The organism is Vibrio comitans, from assembly GCA_024346835.1.
GTDB lineage: Bacteria > Pseudomonadota > Gammaproteobacteria > Enterobacterales > Vibrionaceae > Vibrio > Vibrio comitans.
Map to the genome: position 1 here is coordinate 414,345 of AP024867.1, position 17,571 is coordinate 431,915.

At 43.5% G+C, this 17,571-nt stretch carries 14 protein-coding genes; 6 read left to right on the forward strand and 8 right to left on the reverse strand.

All coding sequences use genetic code 11. The features are described 5' to 3' along the window. Positions 1-512: 512 nt before the first annotated feature. Positions 513-725, reverse strand: coding sequence for a transcription antiterminator/RNA stability regulator CspE (cspE, locus tag OCU46_RS15700; RefSeq protein ID WP_017029860.1), 213 nt, complete (start codon positions 723-725; stop codon positions 513-515). Between the two features lie 224 nt (positions 726-949). Then, positions 950-1,924 (reverse strand): helix-turn-helix domain-containing protein, encoded by a 975-nt coding sequence (locus OCU46_RS15705; protein ID WP_141271841.1) that lies wholly within the window; start codon positions 1,922-1,924, stop codon positions 950-952. 185 nt (positions 1,925-2,109) lie between these two features. On the opposite strand from OCU46_RS15705, the gene OCU46_RS15710 reads away from it, so the two are divergent. Both OCU46_RS15710 and OCU46_RS15715 read left to right on the forward strand, forming a co-directional pair. Beyond that, positions 2,110-2,754 carry a DUF3299 domain-containing protein gene (locus OCU46_RS15710; RefSeq protein ID WP_141271840.1) on the forward strand — a complete coding sequence of 215 codons (645 nt, stop codon included), beginning with the start codon at positions 2,110-2,112 and terminating at the stop codon, positions 2,752-2,754. A gap of 88 nt (positions 2,755-2,842) precedes the next feature. Beyond that, the gene (locus tag OCU46_RS15715; RefSeq protein WP_141271839.1) at positions 2,843-4,402 is read left to right on the forward strand and encodes an amidohydrolase family protein; all 1,560 of its coding nucleotides are present in this window, start codon (positions 2,843-2,845) and stop codon (positions 4,400-4,402) included. Positions 4,403-4,457: 55 nt separating this feature from the next. Here OCU46_RS15715 and OCU46_RS15720 read toward each other — a convergent pair whose 3' ends face one another. Further along, positions 4,458-6,041, reverse strand: a complete 1,584-nt coding sequence (locus OCU46_RS15720; protein WP_141271838.1) for an alpha-glucosidase — start codon at positions 6,039-6,041, stop codon at positions 4,458-4,460. Between the two features lie 237 nt (positions 6,042-6,278). Between OCU46_RS15720 and OCU46_RS15725 the strand changes: the two genes are divergently transcribed. Together OCU46_RS15725 and OCU46_RS15730 are read left to right on the forward strand one after the other, a co-directional pair. Beyond that, the gene (locus OCU46_RS15725; RefSeq protein WP_208733550.1) at positions 6,279-6,698 is read left to right on the forward strand and encodes a BLUF domain-containing protein; all 420 of its coding nucleotides are present in this window, start codon (positions 6,279-6,281) and stop codon (positions 6,696-6,698) included. 666 nt (positions 6,699-7,364) lie between these two features. Further along, positions 7,365-10,055: a polysaccharide lyase 6 family protein gene (locus OCU46_RS15730; protein ID WP_141271837.1), complete on the forward strand. Its 2,691-nt coding sequence runs from the start codon at positions 7,365-7,367 to the stop codon at positions 10,053-10,055. 96 nt (positions 10,056-10,151) lie between these two features. Here OCU46_RS15730 and OCU46_RS15735 read toward each other — a convergent pair whose 3' ends face one another. The 4 genes from OCU46_RS15735 to OCU46_RS15750 form a co-directional block, all read right to left on the reverse strand. Continuing rightward, on the reverse strand, positions 10,152-10,769 hold the full coding sequence (locus OCU46_RS15735; RefSeq protein WP_141271836.1) for a fumarylacetoacetate hydrolase family protein: 618 nt from the start codon (positions 10,767-10,769) through the stop codon (positions 10,152-10,154). Between the two features lie 5 nt (positions 10,770-10,774). Further along, positions 10,775-11,056 (reverse strand): putative quinol monooxygenase, encoded by a 282-nt coding sequence (locus OCU46_RS15740; protein WP_141271835.1) that lies wholly within the window; start codon positions 11,054-11,056, stop codon positions 10,775-10,777. 12 nt (positions 11,057-11,068) lie between these two features. Next, complete coding sequence (gene gcvT, locus OCU46_RS15745; RefSeq protein ID WP_141271834.1) at positions 11,069-12,187, reverse strand: glycine cleavage system aminomethyltransferase GcvT; 1,119 nt, start codon at positions 12,185-12,187, stop codon at positions 11,069-11,071. Between the two features lie 152 nt (positions 12,188-12,339). After that, a complete protein-coding gene (locus OCU46_RS15750; protein ID WP_141271833.1) occupies positions 12,340-12,963 on the reverse strand; it encodes a helix-turn-helix domain-containing protein in 624 nt (207 codons plus the stop codon). A 227-nt stretch (positions 12,964-13,190) separates the two neighbouring features. Between OCU46_RS15750 and gcvH the strand changes: the two genes are divergently transcribed. Together gcvH and gcvP are read left to right on the forward strand one after the other, a co-directional pair. Beyond that, positions 13,191-13,571, forward strand: coding sequence for a glycine cleavage system protein GcvH (gcvH, locus tag OCU46_RS15755; protein ID WP_102550378.1), 381 nt, complete (start codon positions 13,191-13,193; stop codon positions 13,569-13,571). Positions 13,572-13,774: 203 nt separating this feature from the next. Next, positions 13,775-16,642, forward strand: a complete 2,868-nt coding sequence (gcvP, locus tag OCU46_RS15760; protein WP_141271832.1) for an aminomethyl-transferring glycine dehydrogenase — start codon at positions 13,775-13,777, stop codon at positions 16,640-16,642. 146 nt (positions 16,643-16,788) lie between these two features. Here the strand turns inward: gcvP and OCU46_RS15765 are convergent, their stop codons facing one another. Next, complete coding sequence (locus OCU46_RS15765) at positions 16,789-17,508, reverse strand: hypothetical protein (RefSeq protein WP_141271831.1); 720 nt, start codon at positions 17,506-17,508, stop codon at positions 16,789-16,791. Positions 17,509-17,571: the final 63 nt, after the last annotated feature.

Sequence of the window (17,571 nt, forward strand, 5' to 3'; positions counted from 1 at the left end):
TACAAATGTTAGTAGGTGCGAAATGAAACCAAGCTCATAGATAGACAAGCTAGGTATAGGGCAAAACTGGAGGTTTACTAGGGGATTGAGTAGCGTAAGAGATAGCATTCTTATTAACTCAAAGCGTTCTGGATCACGAAAACGGCTTGAGTCTAAGACATTACAGCGAAGCTAAGTATTGATAATTAGCTAGCTTTTTTAAATTTGGTACTATTTTCTGAACACTTTTTTTGGAACCAAAAGCGTTTACGACCGATAGAACGAGACATAAATTTCCTTAAATTTTTATACGACTAACCCTTTCCTGAAGAAATTAATTTCCACATAGAAATAGTTAAACTTATTTTATATTTATATTGATGTAGCGAAGGAAATAACTAACGTGACGACATTTACATTTTGCAGATGTGAGAGAGGTTTTTTATTTACGGTGTTACGATATAAATTATTGAGTTATGAATTAATGGTATTAAGTTGGCGCAGACAACCTAGGCTATCTGCGCCGACAAAACTTAGATAGCTACTACGTCAGCAGCTTGAAGGCCTTTTTGACCTTGCTCTACAGTGAAAGACACTTTTTGGCCTTCAGCTAGAGTCTTGAAACCTTCAGATGCGATAGCACGGAAGTGAACGAATACGTCTGCACCGCCGTTGTCTTGAGTCAAAAAGCCGAAACCTTTCTCTTCGTTAAACCATTTTACGATACCAGTAGTTTTGTTAGACATAATGTGTCCCTTATTTTTTAATCATTTATTTTCGCAATATTGCGAGACGCTGAAATTTTGAATTATTGAATGCTACGATGAAGCTAAGGAAACACTGAGGATGACAACAATAACGAAGGAATACTGAGGGTTTTGCTTTTACTTTATATTTCATTAATAACTCTGAATCACAGAGTGAAAGTGGATAGTACACTAATAAAGCAGGCTGTAAAGCATTCTTTTGTTTATTCAGATTTTATTTTTCTATAGGCAGGAGCACTAAAACCCGTCCACGCTCTAAACGCTCGGTTAAAATTACTGAGATCTGTGTAGCCGACCTGCCAGTAAATATCTTCAATCGACAAAGTACTTTCACTAAGCAACTCTATCGCTTTTTGTTTTCTTGCCTCTTCTTTTACAGACTTAAAGACATAGCCTTGCTGCTTTAAGTTTCTTTGCAATGTTCGCTTTGTCATCCCAAGCATTGGAGCAAACCACTCAATAGTGAACCAAGGCAAAACAGCATAGGTGCGAATCAGCTTTAACACTTCACTATGCCATTGCTGTGCTTTTCCCAAAGGAGAAAAGATCTCAAAGCCCTCATCAATATCAATCGCTATTGCCCCATAGCGGTAGGAAAATTCAACATCTGGTTGGAGGAACTGATTTGGGATGGCAACTTGCTCTCGACGTTGCATCATTAATTTTGTTTTTACGGGCTTCCAGTCAGAGCCAAGGAAATACCGGCAAAAGCTGACTAAAGCTAACGTTCTAAACCACTCAGTGTGTTCAAAGCCAATAACTGAGGGACGATACCCACTGCGGTGACATAGCCACCAGTTCCCATGACTATACTCAGTCCAAATAATCACATGGTTATTTAAATTTGTCAGCTCATGCACAAGGCTTTGAATGCCTTGTTCTAAAGACAGGGACTGCTCCGCCAGTTCAGCGATCTCTTTTGACATTTTCGCTAAAGATGCCCACTTCCCCACTTCCATACCAATTTGAAGATTCTGGGTTCTTTGCAACTCAGCCAAAAAGAGCATGACTTCTTTGGTGGGTAGCCAACTTTGTTTTCTCATTAATTCTACTGGAAGGTTCAATTTCGTTGCGCATGAAACCCAGTCAATATTTCGCGTTTCACAGTACTCAATAAACGGGGCAATGTTATCGGAGGAGCTCAACAATATGCGGGCTCTGTCTGATGTAGATTTCATGGCTAGACCTTAAACAACAGCAGCAAAGCATCAAATACTAGCATATTTTGTCACCAAATGACCTAAATCAGCTCGCCGACCACAGATACACTCCCCCGCATCAAAAAAGGTCAGTTAAAAAACGAAGTTGGTTTGAAAAAGCAAATTCTGATCATTTATCAACCCTAACGCATAGAAATCACGCCATGACACTACGCACATTGAGCTCATTACTTTTGATATTGGCCAGCTTCAGTAGCTCATCTGCACAGATGATTCAGTGGGAAGCGCTTATTCCACCAGCAACCGAAACCGTTGAATTACCTGCATTGAATAAACTTCAGGTCAGTCAACTTTACAACATATTGAACTATCGAAATACCAGCCAAAGACGTGACATGAATGACGCAGAGTCTCTTCAATATCAACAAGATATAAAGGCGTTAAGGGATGCTGGCTTTGAAGCAGACGACTTACTCGAACTCAGAGATAAAGCACTTGCCATCGAACGCAAACGCTTATCAACAGTGAATACGGCGCTCAATCTCATCAACGTCTCTATCCCCGGATTTTTAGTTCCCCTTGAAATGGAAGGGATGCTGACCACCAAATTTTTACTGGTTCCTACTGCTGGAGCTTGCATACATACCCCTCCACCACCGGCGAATCAGACTGTGATTGTTGAGTTAAAAGAGGGTTTTGAACTTCAAGATTTATATAAAGTGATCGTGGTGACTGGTGACATAACCGCTGAACCAAAAGATATGCCGATTTCTTTTATTGATGGCACTGAAGTCATTAGCACTGGCTACTCGATGTCAGCCATCAAAGTGGAGTACGTAGCCTTCTAGTTACTTGGATAGGGTACTAGAAGCTTCATTAGTCTGCTCTTTCTGTAAAAAGGGCATTAACCATGACAACCAACCTTTAGGAACAAACATGAAATCACCCATTCGCGCAGCAGTATTGCCGATTGCCCTGCTGGCCAGTTCAGCCAGCGTATACGCAGAAAGCTATGATCTGGTTATCCATGGGGGCCACGTTATTGACCCTGAAACTGGTCTTAGTGATGTACGTAATATTGGTATTAATAAAGGTACCATTGAGATTATCACTACCGAAGCAATTGAAGGTACACAAGTCATTAAAGCACAAGGTCAAATTGTCTCTCCTGGCTTTATTGATTTGCACCATCATGGACAAAATATCTCAGGCTATCGAATGCAGGCTCAACAAGGCGTGACAACAGCATTAGAGCTTGAGTCAGGCATACTTCCTATTGGTGAATGGTATGAGGCGCAATCGAATAAAAAGCTGCCAATTAATTATGGAGCCTCTGCTGCTTGGACATTTGCGCGTGTCGCCACCTTTACAGAGCAAGCACCTTATGCTGACTTAAAATACTTTCAAAACGTGCAAGGCATAGATAGCTGGAAACAAGAAATTGCAACAGATGAGCAGCTTGAAAAGATCATTGCTTATGTAGAGCAAGGGTTGAAAGAAGGTGCAATTGGCATAGGTATCAACGCAGGCTACGCACCGGGCTACGGTCAAAAGGAGTACTATGCGTTAGCAAAGCTTGCGGCCGAACATGAGGTCGCAACTTATACACATGTTCGCTACGCAAGTATGCTCGAGCCGGGAAGCAGTTTTGAAGCCATTCAAGAGCTGATCGCGAACTCTGCACTGACTAACGCAAAAATGCACATCAACCATATTAACAGTACCTCGCTAAAAGACATCGATGCCACATTAGAGCTATTTGATGAAGCAACCGAAAATGGCTTTCATGTCACTGCAGGTGCCTATCCTTGGGGCGCGGCAAGTACCGTCATTGGTGGCGCTATGTTCAGCGGTCCTCAATGGAAAGAGCGTTTAGGCTATCAAGAAGAAAGCATACAGCTCGGTAACAAGCGCTTGAGCAACGAGGAAGTGTTCGAAGCACAAAAAGAAGCTCCGGGAACCGTTATCAATTGGCACTTCTTAGATGAAGCAGTGCCTAGCGAGCTATCCGCGCTAGACCGCTCCATTTTACACCCTAATGTGTTGATTGAGTCGGACTCAATGCCTTGGATGCTCATTGACGAAGGAAAAATCAGCTACTACGAAGGCGATGAATGGCCACTTCCAAGTGAAGCGTTCGCTCACCCAAGATCAAGTGGCACCTTCACCAAGATCTTAGGTTCGTACGTGAGAGAGCGAGGCCTGCTGACAATGGAAGAAGCGATTAGCAAAATGAGTTATATGCCTGCAACTGTACTCGATGGTTTCGTGCCTCAAATGCAAAAGAAAGGGCGAATCCAGCCAGGCATGGACGCAGACATCGTCATATTCGACCCTAACACTGTAGACAATCACGCGACGTATCAAGTGCCCTCCGCCCTCTCTACTGGTATCAACACCGTATTGGTGAATGGCCAATTTGTGGTGCAAGATGGCAAATTAATTACCGATGCTGCACCGGGACAGGCTATTCGCCGCAGCAGTACCGTTCAGTAGCAATGACTAAAGAGCTAGCGTTGACCGTGTTGTGTCTAACGCTAGCTCAGAGCAACTAGCTTTTATACACCGCAAAATAATAGGGCGGTAAATGTTCACTGAGTTCCTGACCTAGCACTAACTCCGCTGATTCCAGCAATGGAATATGTGGAGCCGAAACCATTTCGTTACTTAGGTTCACGACAATAGAGTACGTACCGCAATCGCCTTCACGCTGATAGGCAATAATGGCATCTTCTGTATCGTACAATGACGTCTCACCTGTTTTTAGCGCTTCGGAATTGAGTCTTAATTGAATCAATTGCTTGTAAAATTGCAATACGGAATCAGCATCGTTCTGCTGCGAGTCTACGTTTATCGATGACTTGTTATCGTTCATCTTCAGCCAAGGCTTAGCGTCACTAAAGCCTGCAAAAAGCGAGTCATCCCACTGCATAGGGGTTCGGCTGTTATCTCGACTCGCCTTACTTACCATCGCTAAAGCATCATTGCTAGACATGCCTAACGCTAACTGCTCTCGATATTTAGCGAGTGTATCAATGTCGTCATAGTCAGAAATGTCGTCATAATAGCAGTTGGTCATACCAATCTCTTCACCCTGATACAAGTAAGGTGTGCCATGTTGGGTAAGATTGAGAACCGCTAACGCCTTTGCCGATTGCGACCAAAACTCATTGTCATCACCGTAAAGGGATACCTGACGAGGTTTATCATGGTTAGAGAGGAAATTCGCATTCCACGCGCCCTGTTGCTGCACCTCAATGCGAGTTTTGAGCTGTTCTTTGTAATATCGATTTAAGTTCTCATGAAAGACCTCTACTTCTGGGGGAGTAAACACAATCGCCATTTGAAACTCACTGCGTGATGGAAGTATATAATCCAACAACTCTTCAGTATCTCTGGCATTGATTTCCCCTACGCTGAGCACATCACGAGAGTGTATTTTCGTCATTAGATGCTGTAGATGTTGATGCCCTTTCGGCCTATTCACACATGCCTCTGTCGCAAAGCTGCCGTTTGGCGCAGCTTCAATTCCTGATTTATCAAGAAACGAGATGGCATCCACTCGAAAACCATCAACGCCCTTATCCAGCCACCAATCCACCATCTGTTCTATTTTTTCAACAAGATCAGCACATTCCCAATTAAGATCTGGCTGCTTTTTGCTGAAGGTGTGCAAATAGAATTGCTGTCGTGATTCACAATACTCCCACGCCGAGCCCCCAAACACCGATCTCAAATCGTTGGGTTCATCAGACCAATAGAAGTAATCGGCATACGGTCCAGTCTTGGATTGCTTCGACTTTTCAAACCACTCATGCTCATCAGAACAATGGTTGATCACCAAATCCATGACCAACTTCATCTCTCGTTGATGACACTCTTCAAGCAAAAGATCAAAGTCTTGCATCGTACCAAATTTGCTAAGAATGGCTTGGTAGTCGCGGATATCATAGCCATTGTCATCACAAGGAGAGTCGTAGATCGGGCTTAGCCAAAGGGTATTAATGCCCAGTTGTTGAAGATAGTCGAGCTTCGAACGGATACCGTTGATATCGCCAATACCGTCATTGTTTGAGTCTTTAAAACTGCGGGGGTAAATCTGGTAAACGATCGCATCTTTAACCCAAGTATTCATAATCATGCTCCATAAATTAATGAGCGATAATCATGATTTGTCTCCGGCGGAGCGATAATCGTGATTTGTCCCTGAGGTTGGCTAGAACTAGCCATTTAACAACGAATGATAGATTGAAATGGATTCTGTGTCACGATGCGAGCTCACAATTGGATAACTCATTGGGGCTCACCTAGGAATTTCAGCGACATAGAGTATATTTGATAGTGTCTTTTGATAAAAATAGAAGTGATGGCTATGGTTCTAACTCGATTAATTTATATCAGTACCCTATCTCCAACCTGTGATTCCCATACCTTAGACGACATTCTTGCAACCTCTAGGAAATTCAATCAACAAAGTCATTTAACTGGCCTTTTAAGCCACAACAACAAATATTTTTTACAATGCTTAGAGGGTTCAAGAGAGGCGGTGAACTCGACCTATAACCGCATTTTGAAAGACGAAAGACACGACAATGTGCAAATTCTCTATTTCCAAGAGATCCATACCAGAGTGTTTGGTGATTGGTCTATGGGAGACATCCCTGAGTCTTACCTAACAGTCCTTATCAATATGCAATTCTCAAGCTCACCAGATTTCAATCCGTACGAGATGTCAGGCGAAAGTGCTTTTCAGATGTTATTGGAACTCAAGCAAAGATTGCCGTCTGAGTGATGAAGTCTTAAAAACTGTAACCCCAGTTCAATAGTTACGCTCTGAGATATTCAGGAATCTGAAGGCGTTACTCTGGGGTCAGAAAAAGTGCGCTGTATAGACCGTCCCAATATATAAAGGTGAAAACCTCTTATATTTATTGGTAAATCACTTTGCCCTTTATATGCAATATAATGAAGGTGAGTAACAGATTAAAACCTATGTTCGTAGAATGATCATTTCCTGTATTCCTTGTTGACCATCATGAGTAAGCATAATTACTTTAGTATTCTTCAGTTTCATATTTAAAATTAAATAAGAATAATAATCCACAGCAATGAATTATTATCTCCCAGACAAATAAAAAGTTTTATCATTAGGTTTAGATACACCGACTAAAAGGTGATCCCCCTCAACAATAAACAATCAACTCGTGTTCAAATTAGGCTTATTTCAATTTTTACCTTGTGAGGTAACTCAAGAATTCAATCATTAACCTATCATTTCAATCAATACACAGCCTCCATTTAACTTGTTGTTTTTAAAGAATAAAAACATAACGAGCGCCCTAGTAGTTAAATATTATTGTACTCATGTAATACAAATGAGATATCGATCGCTATAAACAGAAAGTAAAACTTAATAACATATTGATACAGGAAATAATCATTTGAAATAAGAGGGAATATGAACAAGAGAATTTTATCCATATTGATAACGTTAGCGATCGTCGGTTGTAATGATTCCAGTCAAAGTAGTCAAGTAACCGACCCTGATAACTCGATACCTGGAACGCCATTAGAGCCATCTGTTCCAGTGGATCCTGATGAATCAATACCTGGAACGCCACTTGATCCCTCGACTCCAATAACATCAGAGGTACCTTTTGCAAAAGATATGCCGCAAGGTGTTAAAACCCTTTTAAACTCCGATTCAAGCGAATGCACCGAGTATATTTCTGAGCCAAGTATTTACGACAAAGCGATGAACCCTGGTGATGTTGTCTGTATTGATGATGGTACTTATAGCGAAGCAGAGCTTGTCTTTGGTGGCCAAGGTACAGAACAAGCCCCAATTAAGGTTCGTGCGACTAACCCAGGCCAGGTGACTATCACCGGCGAAACCAAGATCATTATGGGCGGCGAGTATGTTCAGTTACATGGCCTTATCTTTGATGGCGGAGAAAGTGCGAGTAGTAAATTACTAGAAACACGATTTAGCTCTGCTGAACTTTGTAATCATTGCCGTATTTCAGAAAATGTCTTTGTGAATATCGATAGCGATAAAAACCTTTCCAGTGACAAAGAAAATGGCGTGTGGCTAGCCCTCTACGGCAAGCATAACTGGATTGATCACAATATTTTCAGTGGTAAAACTACCGGGAACCCTATTGTTTCGCTAGTAAGAGAAAGCGGACTAATGGACGAGGGTAACGGGGGAATCGCTGAATACACCACTGTTTACGCGAACTACTTTGCTAACCGTCCTCCCACACAGGGCAAGCTTTACGCTGGCAGTAGCGACAATGACTATGAAGCTATTCGTACTGGTCTAAGTGAAACGCACCACTATGCCGGTAACTCATTCGTTATTGGTAACCTATTTGAGCGTATTCAAGGTGAAGCTGAAGTTATCTCAAATAAAGCATCAAAAAACGTGATTGCACAAAACACAGTGCGTAACAGTTATGGTTCAATTACCAACCGTCATGGTAATCATAACAACATCTCTAACAACTTCATTTTTGGTGATGGTTATCCATATTCAGGCGGCTTAAGACTTGTCGATGATGGACACATTGTTACAAACAACTATATCGAAGGTGCCCGTTACAAGTCGACGACCCATCATGGTGGCATCGTGCTTCTTGGTACTGACGGCGCAGGTGATGGCGGAAATGGCTATCAGCCACTTGAAAATGTTCATGTGGCATTTAATACCGTAATTGACAGCATCAATAGTATTAACATCGATGGTGGTGGTAAGTCTAAACAGCCAGAACAAATCTACTTTGCAAATAACATTGTTGATAAAGCCATCGGTCCTGTGTTTGTTGAAACTGACCGTGGTTGGGCAAGCAGTTCTGTTGTTGTCGGCAATATTGTAGATGGTGATTCCTTTGCAGATACAGGCACAGTTACTGGTAGCCTTGTTAGCGCTCACTTAGTAAAAGGCATCGATGGTTTATACCGCCCATCAAACTCTTCGAGCATTGATGCAACTGAATACGATAGAGGCGAATTTGTTGCCGTCACCTCTGATATGGATGGCCTTGCACGTAATGAAATCACGCTGGCGGGTGCAGATGATATTACTAATGGTTCTCCACTAATTGAGCCACTCGATTATGATGATGTAGGTCCACAATCTTATTCTTTCGATAAGCCTGAACCAGTAGTCCACGAAATTGAACTAGACAACTATGCGTTTATCGATGGTACTGAGGGTTGGTTGGGCAATGCCTTCGTTACAGATTCAGGTACCTTTAGCTACAACTCAAGCTTAGTTGTGATAGGAAAAGATCAAAGTGCATATCAAGAAGTAACGCTGACACCCAACACAAAACATGCAGTCTCTGCTTTTGTGAAAGGGAAATATAATATCAGCGTCGGCGAGCACAGCTTTGACGGTGATGTATCAAATTCAGATTACCAGCTGGTTATCCATGAGTTCACAACCGGAGCTACAGAAACATCAGGCCAACTGTCTTTAGCACTAGCGAGTGAAGTAACGTTAAATGCCGGGATTCAAGACGGCGATTTGGGTCAGTGGCGCTCCGATGGTGGTAGCAGTGACTTTTGGCTTCAACAAGAAGGTAGCAGTGAAGGCTTAGGAGATGTAGGTAGTTCAGGTGATTCCGCCTTTAGTGACGAAGGTGGTACAAATGGCTCCGCGCGCATACGCTTTAAAAAAGGCGAAGATACCTATGACTTTAGTGCGACTCCAGGTCTTAGCCAAAAAGTCTCAGATATTCCTCTGAATACACCGATGACATATAGCCTTTACTACTGTGACAATAAAGGGGATGACTCTGTATCTACGCTACATTATGGCGTTAAAAATAGCGTAGGGACGATCATTTCGGATGCAAGAGCACACGTTAAGGATCTCGATGATGCCCCAGAAGGAAGTGTTAAAAGTTGCTTCAAGCAAGTAACTCTTGAGTTTGATAGTGCAGCCAATAGCGATGTTGAAGTGTTTGCCTACATGGAAATTGATACTTCAGTCGGTGAAGATGAGTTACTTTATCAAGTAGAAAACAACAAAGAGCTTGAAGTTCGAATCGATGAGTTTGCCCTAACGTATCAGGGAACACCCGACTCTGATGAAGAAGCCTATTTTGATGAAGTACGTTTGATTAAACGTACCGATATTTAATAGATTAGGCACTGTTACTATCTGATTAATAACGATAAAAGCCCTCTTTATCCTATTGTATAAAGAGGGCTTTTGGTTTTTAGGGGAACATCTTACTTATTGCGCTAACCAGTTTTGTTCTACAAGACAATGATCTCCTTGCAAAACACGCCCCACAAATCGGTCGCCCTTATGAACCACACCCACACCTTTGGGTGTGCCGGTCATCACAATGTCACCTTCTTCTAATGAAGTAAATTTGCTTAGCTCTTGCTTGATCACCTGCGGTGGGTACAGCATAAGCTCGACTCCACCTTGTTGAATCAGCTCATCATTTATCCAGAGCTCAAGCGATAACTCTTTGAAATCGCATTCAAAAGCGACGAAATCTGAAATAACCGCAGAGCCATCAAATGCCTTAGCACGCTCCCAAGGAAGGCCCTTAGCTTTGAGCGCACTTTGCATATCACGCTTAGTGAGATCTAAACCAATGGCAACGCCAGAAAATTCGCCGTCTTTGATCAAAAAGCACAGCTCAGCTTCGTAGTGTAGCGGTTCTTCATGGAAGCTATTTAGCTGTCGGCTAAGAGAAGCATTGGGCTTCATGAACACGACCATGTCTTCTGGAACTTCATTGCCCAGCTCTTCAATATGAGCCACGTAGTTTCTGCCGACGCACAATATCTTGCTGGGAACGAAAGATTGATTCTCGAGAGTCACTTGGTTAAGAGGCATAGTGTTTAGTTTTCTTCTGAGACTTGGTAATGTCGAATCACATTAGAGGTAATAGTTCCCCAGTGAGACTCTCTTACTCGGCGTTGATGATATTCAAAAGCTTCTCGATCTATGAATTCTTCATAAACATCGAAGCGATGAGGCTTTCTTGAGGATTGTTGAACATGAAAGGCAATACAACCGGGCTCTGCGTGAGTCAATTTAATATGCTCAGGCAAAGCCTCAAGTACCGATTTCAAGTCTTGAACGGGCACGATAATGTGCCCTTCCAATGTCACTTTCGACATAATTGAAGGCGATTAACCGCGGTAGTAACGCTGCGGTACAAATGGCATTTTTTCTACTGTCATCGGCAGTTTTTTACCGCGTACTTCAGCAAAAATTTCAGTGCCTGCTGCCATTAAGTCAGCACGTACATAGGCCATAGAAACCGGCTTACCCGCGTTAGGTCCTGCCGTGCCACTGGTTACAACGCCCACTTCCACGTCGTTAGCATCAAACAACTTGCAGCCTTCACGAACAGGCGCTTTAGTTTGGCCAACCAGGCCAACACGCTTGCGCAAAACATCTTTCGTGGCAATTTGGTCAAGAATAATGTCTGCCCCTGGGAAGCCACCTGCACGTTCGCCATCAGCACGACGTACTTTGCTGATCGCCCAAAGTAGGCTAGCTTCAACAGGAGTGGTTGTAATGTCCAGGTCGTGGCCGTAAAGACACAAACCGCACTCAAGACGCAACGAGTCACGAGCACCAAGGCCAATCCACTCTACAAGGTCAGAATCTGTTAGCTTGCGAGCCAAAGCTTCCGCTTGCTCAGCAGGAACTGAGATCTCATAACCGTCTTCGCCAGTGTAGCCAGAACGACTCACAATACACTCGATACCAAGCAACTCAAGTCGAGCTACATCCATAAACAGCATATCTTTTACTGCGGGATTCAGTTCAGCTAATACATCGACGGCTTTAGGACCTTGAAGCGCAAGTAATGCACGATCATCGATAATTTCTAGCTCAACGTCTGAAGGCAAGTTTGCTTGGAGGTGCGCAATGTCCTGCTCTTTACACGCAGCATTGACTACCACAAACAAGTGGTCGCCAAGGTTCGCCACCATCAAGTCATCCATGATGCCGCCTTGCTCATTGGTAAAGAACGCATAGCGCTGATTACCACTGGCTAGATCAATAATATCAACAGGAACTAAGGCTTCTAATGCAGCAGCCGCATTATTACCTTTTAGGCGAAGTTGCCCCATATGAGATACATCAAAAAGACCGGCTGCATCGCGAGTATGCAGATGCTCCTTCTTAACCCCTAGTGGATATTGAACTGGCATATCGTAACCAGCAAATGGCACCATTTTTGCCCCTTCTTCAACATGAAGGGCGTGTAAAGGGGTTTTCAGTAAAGCTTCAGTCATTGTCTCTCCTTAGCTGTGTCCTGCGCCATGTTTCGTAACTTGGCCCAGAGCAACATATTCATAATGATTGATATCAGTTTCGCAGTTAAGCAAACGTTTGCCGACACTATAGGAAACTTCGTCTCGTAACACAACCGCTACATTCGAGCGGTTTACTTCGCAGTAACCCAAAGGATTTGCGCGTCTTGTTCACTGCGCGAAACCAGCGCATGACCCATATTTGCGTCGTAATAAACACTGTCACCTTCAGCAAGTACCAAAGGCTCATAAAATTCGGTGTACAGGGTGACTTCACCGGACAAAATGAGTAGAAACTCCTCTCCATCGTGTCTAACCCACCCCTGAAATTCATCGAAGCTTCGTGCATGCACCACAGATTTGAATGGCATCATTTTTTTCTGTGACATCTCGGTAGCCAACAACTCATGCTCATAAGTGGCCGTAGGGTGAGGCTTACCTTGCCCCTTCATCGTAATGTCTCTTCGCCCGCTAGCCCCTTTATTCTTGGGCGGAGCAAACAACTGAGGCATGTCAATATCTAAGCCAGAGGCCAGCTTTTGCATTGCCTGAAAGGTCGGGCTGATTTGTTCATTCTCTATCTTACTTAGCGTTGAACGAGCCAACCCTGTGCGCTGACTTGCTTCCTCAAGTGTTAAACCAAGCTGGCTACGGATTGACTTAATTTTGTCACCTAACTTTAATGGTTCAACGCTGTTTTCTACTGAGGACTTCTCTATGGTTAATGATGGATAATCATCCAGTTTGGGTTCTTTCATGAGGTCCTTCATCTTAATCTTCATCCAATTTCTTGATTGAAAAGTGTGCCACAAAAAGGCAGTCAGGATGAAGAGCATAGAGCAAGATTAAGTGAGAGATAAGTTACATTCTTGACTTTTTTGTTTCCAATAGGAAATTTCGACTTGAGAATGTACACAACTCGGTTTATTTTATCTGCAATAGTGCTTTTATTAATTCAAATCTGATTAAGTTGGAGATTCAAAAAATGGACAACACCCTTAAGTTTGCTGATAGCCATGAGTGGGTTAAAGACAACGGTGACGGTACGGTTACTATCGGTATCTCAGAGCACGCTCAACAGATGCTAGGTGATGTTGTATTTGTCGACCTACCAGAAGTAGAAGAAAACATTGAAGCTGGTGACAGCTTTTCATTGGTTGAGTCTGTAAAAGCAGCGTCAGACATCTACGCACCAATCACAGGTGAAATCGTTGAAATCAACGAAGAACTAGAAGATAGCCCTGAGCTAATCAACGAAGAACCGTACGAAGGCGGTTGGATTGTTAAGGTGAAACTAGAAGATCCATCTGAGCTAGACAACCTAACTAGCGCAGAAGATTACCTAGCTAGCATCGAAGACGAGTAACCCTCTTCGGTTTTATTAAGTTAAAACAATAGCTTTTAAGTATCCCCGCAACTGCGGGGATCTTGCCATTCAGAGACACGTATAAGAGAGCAAGAATGCTCCACATCGAAAGCCTGAATTGCACTCTCGCTTGCAAAAGCAACTAGGAAACTGAATCACCCCTAAAGTCTCGTAGAAGGCTTCAAGTAAGGTATAAAGGAATTATGACTGATCTACTACGCAGTTTGAGTACAGATAACGAATTTGTTGCACGCCATAACGGTCCCAACTTAACTGATCAAAAAACAATGCTTGAGCGCATCAAAGCTGAGAGCCTAGATGAGCTTGTTCAACAAACGGTGCCTCAACAAATCCGTTTAGAGAAGCCTCTGACTCTAGATGCACCACTGAGTGAAGCAGGCATGCTAGAGGAAATGAAGAAATTTGCTCAGCAAAACCAAGTTAAGCGTACCTTTATCGGTCAAGGTTACTACAACACCTTCACGCCAAACGTAATCTTGCGCAATGTTCTCGAAAACCCAGGTTGGTACACAGCGTACACGCCATACCAACCAGAGATTTCTCAAGGACGCCTTGAAGCCCTACTAAACTACCAGCAAATGGTTATTGACCTTACGGGCATGGAAATTGCCAATGCTTCTCTTCTCGATGAAGCAACGGCTGCGGCAGAAGCGATGACTCTGTGTAAGCGCGCTGGTAAAAGTAAGAGTAAGACCTTCTTCGTGGCGAACGACGTTCATCCTCAAACCATTGAGGTTGTTAAAACTCGCGCTGAATATATCGGCTTTGAAGTTCAAATTGGCGATCTAGATTCCTTACCAGAGCAAGACGTGTTCGGTGCGCTAGTTCAATATCCAAATACAACCGGTGATGTGCGAGACCTGACTGACATCATCGCTAAAGCACAAGCAAATAAAACACTGGTTACTGTCGCGACAGACCTTCTAGCTTCGACGCTAATCAAGCCTGCTGGCGAGATGGGCGCTGATGTAGTGATTGGCTCAGCACAGCGCTTTGGTGTGCCTATGGGTTACGGCGGTCCTCACGCAGCATTCATGGCTACCCGAGACAAGCACAAGCGTACTATGCCAGGTCGTGTTATTGGCGTATCTATCGATACCAACGGTAACCAAGCACTGCGCATGGCAATGCAAACACGTGAGCAACATATCCGTCGTGAGAAAGCGACCTCAAACATCTGTACAGCTCAAGCACTACTTGCCAACATGGCAGCGTTCTACGCGGTATTCCACGGTAGTGAAGGCCTTAAAACCATCGCTCGCCGCACGCACCACATGACAGCAATTCTAGCAGCAGGCTTGACTCAAGCTGGCTATGAACTAGCAAATAACTCGTTCTTCGATACCATTACTATTAACACTGGCGACAGAACAGATGCGCTTTACGGCGCTGCTCAACGTGACAACATCAACCTGCGTAAGCTAGACGGTAAACTAGGTGTGAGTTTCGATGAAACCACTACCACGGCAGATATCGTTGCGCTATTTAGCGTATTCCAGGTGACTGAGTCTATTGAAGCGCTTAGTGCAGAAGTCGCGAAAAACGAATTTGCCGCAATTCCAGAAAGCTGCCGCCGCGAATCAGAGTTCCTAACCCACCCTGTGTTTAACACTCACCACAGTGAAACACAGATGATGCGCTACCTTAAGCAACTAGAGAACAAAGACTTCTCGCTAACGCACGGCATGATCCCTCTGGGATCTTGTACGATGAAGCTAAACGCTGCAGCGGAGATGATTCCAGTCACTTGGCCTGAATTCGGTGCTATTCACCCATTCGCACCAATTGAACAAGCAGCTGGCTATACCGCTCTAGCAAAAGATCTGAAAGCCAAGCTTTGTGAGATCACTGGCTACGATGACTTCTCACTTCAGCCAAACTCTGGCGCATCTGGCGAGTACGCAGGTCTAATTGCCATTCAACGCTACCACCAATCCCGTGGCGAAGGTCATCGTAATGTTTGTCTGATCCCAAGCTCAGCACACGGTACTAACCCTGCAACAGCATCTATGGTGTCGATGAAGGTTGTCGTAGTGAAGTGTGATGACGATGGCAACATCGACATGGCAGATCTAGAGGCGAAGATTGAAAAGCACGCTGAGAACCTATCTAGCATCATGATCACCTACCCTTCAACTCACGGTGTATTTGAAGAGCATGTGAAAGAAGTGTGTGACAAGATCCATGCTGCAGGTGGCCAAGTGTACCTTGACGGTGCAAACATGAATGCACAGGTGGGTCTAACTACTCCAGGCTTTATCGGCTCAGATGTTTCGCATCTTAACCTACACAAAACCTTCTGTATTCCGCACGGTGGCGGTGGTCCAGGCATGGGCCCAATTGGTGTTAAATCTCACTTGGCACCATTCCTACCAGGCCACATTGAAAATGGCTTACAAGGTCCAGATCACGCAGTTTCTGCTGCCGATATGGGCAGTGCTTCTATCTTGCCAATCTCATGGGCTTACATCGCAATGATGGGTGAGCAAGGCCTAACACACGCGACCGAAGTGGCAATCCTAAACGCGAACTACGTAATGGAGCGTCTGCTACCTTACTACCCAGTTCTATACCGCGGTAAGAATGGCCGAGTAGCACACGAGTGCATCATCGATATTCGCCCTCTTAAAGAAGAGACAGGTATCAGCGAAGAAGATATCGCTAAGCGTCTAATGGACTACGGCTTCCACGCGCCAACTATGTCATTCCCGGTAGCGGGTACGCTAATGGTTGAACCAACAGAGTCAGAAGATCTAGAAGAACTAAACCGCTTCTGCGACGCTATGATTGCCATCCGCAAAGAGATGAACAAGGTTCGTGACGGCGAATGGCCGTTGGACAACAACCCACTAGTTAACGCACCACACACCCAGGTGGATCTTGCGAGCAGCGAATGGGATCGTCCATACCCACGTGAACTTGGCGCTTTCCCTTCACGTTCGCAACGTGTATGGAAATACTGGCCAACAGTAAACCGCGTCGATAACGTTTATGGTGACCGCAACCTGATCTGTTCGTGCCCGAGCATTGAAGAATACGTTGAAGAGTAGTTAGAGCTCTAAATTAACACTAAAGGCGAACCATTGGGTTCGCCTTTTTGTTTATGAATAATTTAGTTTATCGCTATAACAATTCACTAGGATACAATTGTAGTTTTAGTTCTATTAATCAAGTAGATACCACATAGCCCAAATAACTAAAAATCAAACGACAAACTAAAATCCCAATAGCTAGCTTCACTTTCATTCAAATCAAAACGATAAGCAATATAAGGTTTCACACCCCACAAATTCAATATAAATCCTAGGTTCACGTAACTGTCTGCATACCCTTCTATTGGAGCGGTAAATTTGAAATCATTAACACTAATTACATCGTAATGGTTTTGATCATGCCCGTAGGATGCAGATAAACTTAACCACTGGGTAACCTCATAGTTGGTCCCAACTAATTTGTTGAAAAAAATCTGTTGTCTTTGCACATCTAAGTTTGGAATGTCGGGATTATTTTCTATGTATTGCCCCTCAAAGTTGGTGTAAAAGACAAAATCATTCCATTGCGTCGCAGAAAAAAGACCAACAGTTGTTACATAAGTCTTGTCTGTATTCCCACCTACAGATACCGAAACTTCATTGTAAACTCGCTCAGCAATAAAAAATGAATAGCCAACACCGACATCCAAAAATTCATCAGTATCTAAAGAGCCGAAAACACGCCATGTTTCATTGATGTTGTAAGAAGCATTTAGCGTAAACACATAATCACTTGAATAGTCACCCAGGAAGTCTGAGTTACTAACAGATATATCAAATGTCTCAGTAATGAAGTCAATGACTCCACTTTCTGAGTCCTGCTCTATTGAAGCAAATGAATAAGAAGAGAAATGAATAAGGATAACGGCTAGAAGTTTTTTCAAGGCTCAGGTCTCAGTTTTCTAGACCATCCATGGACTGTATCGAACAAGATAAAAATAAGCCCT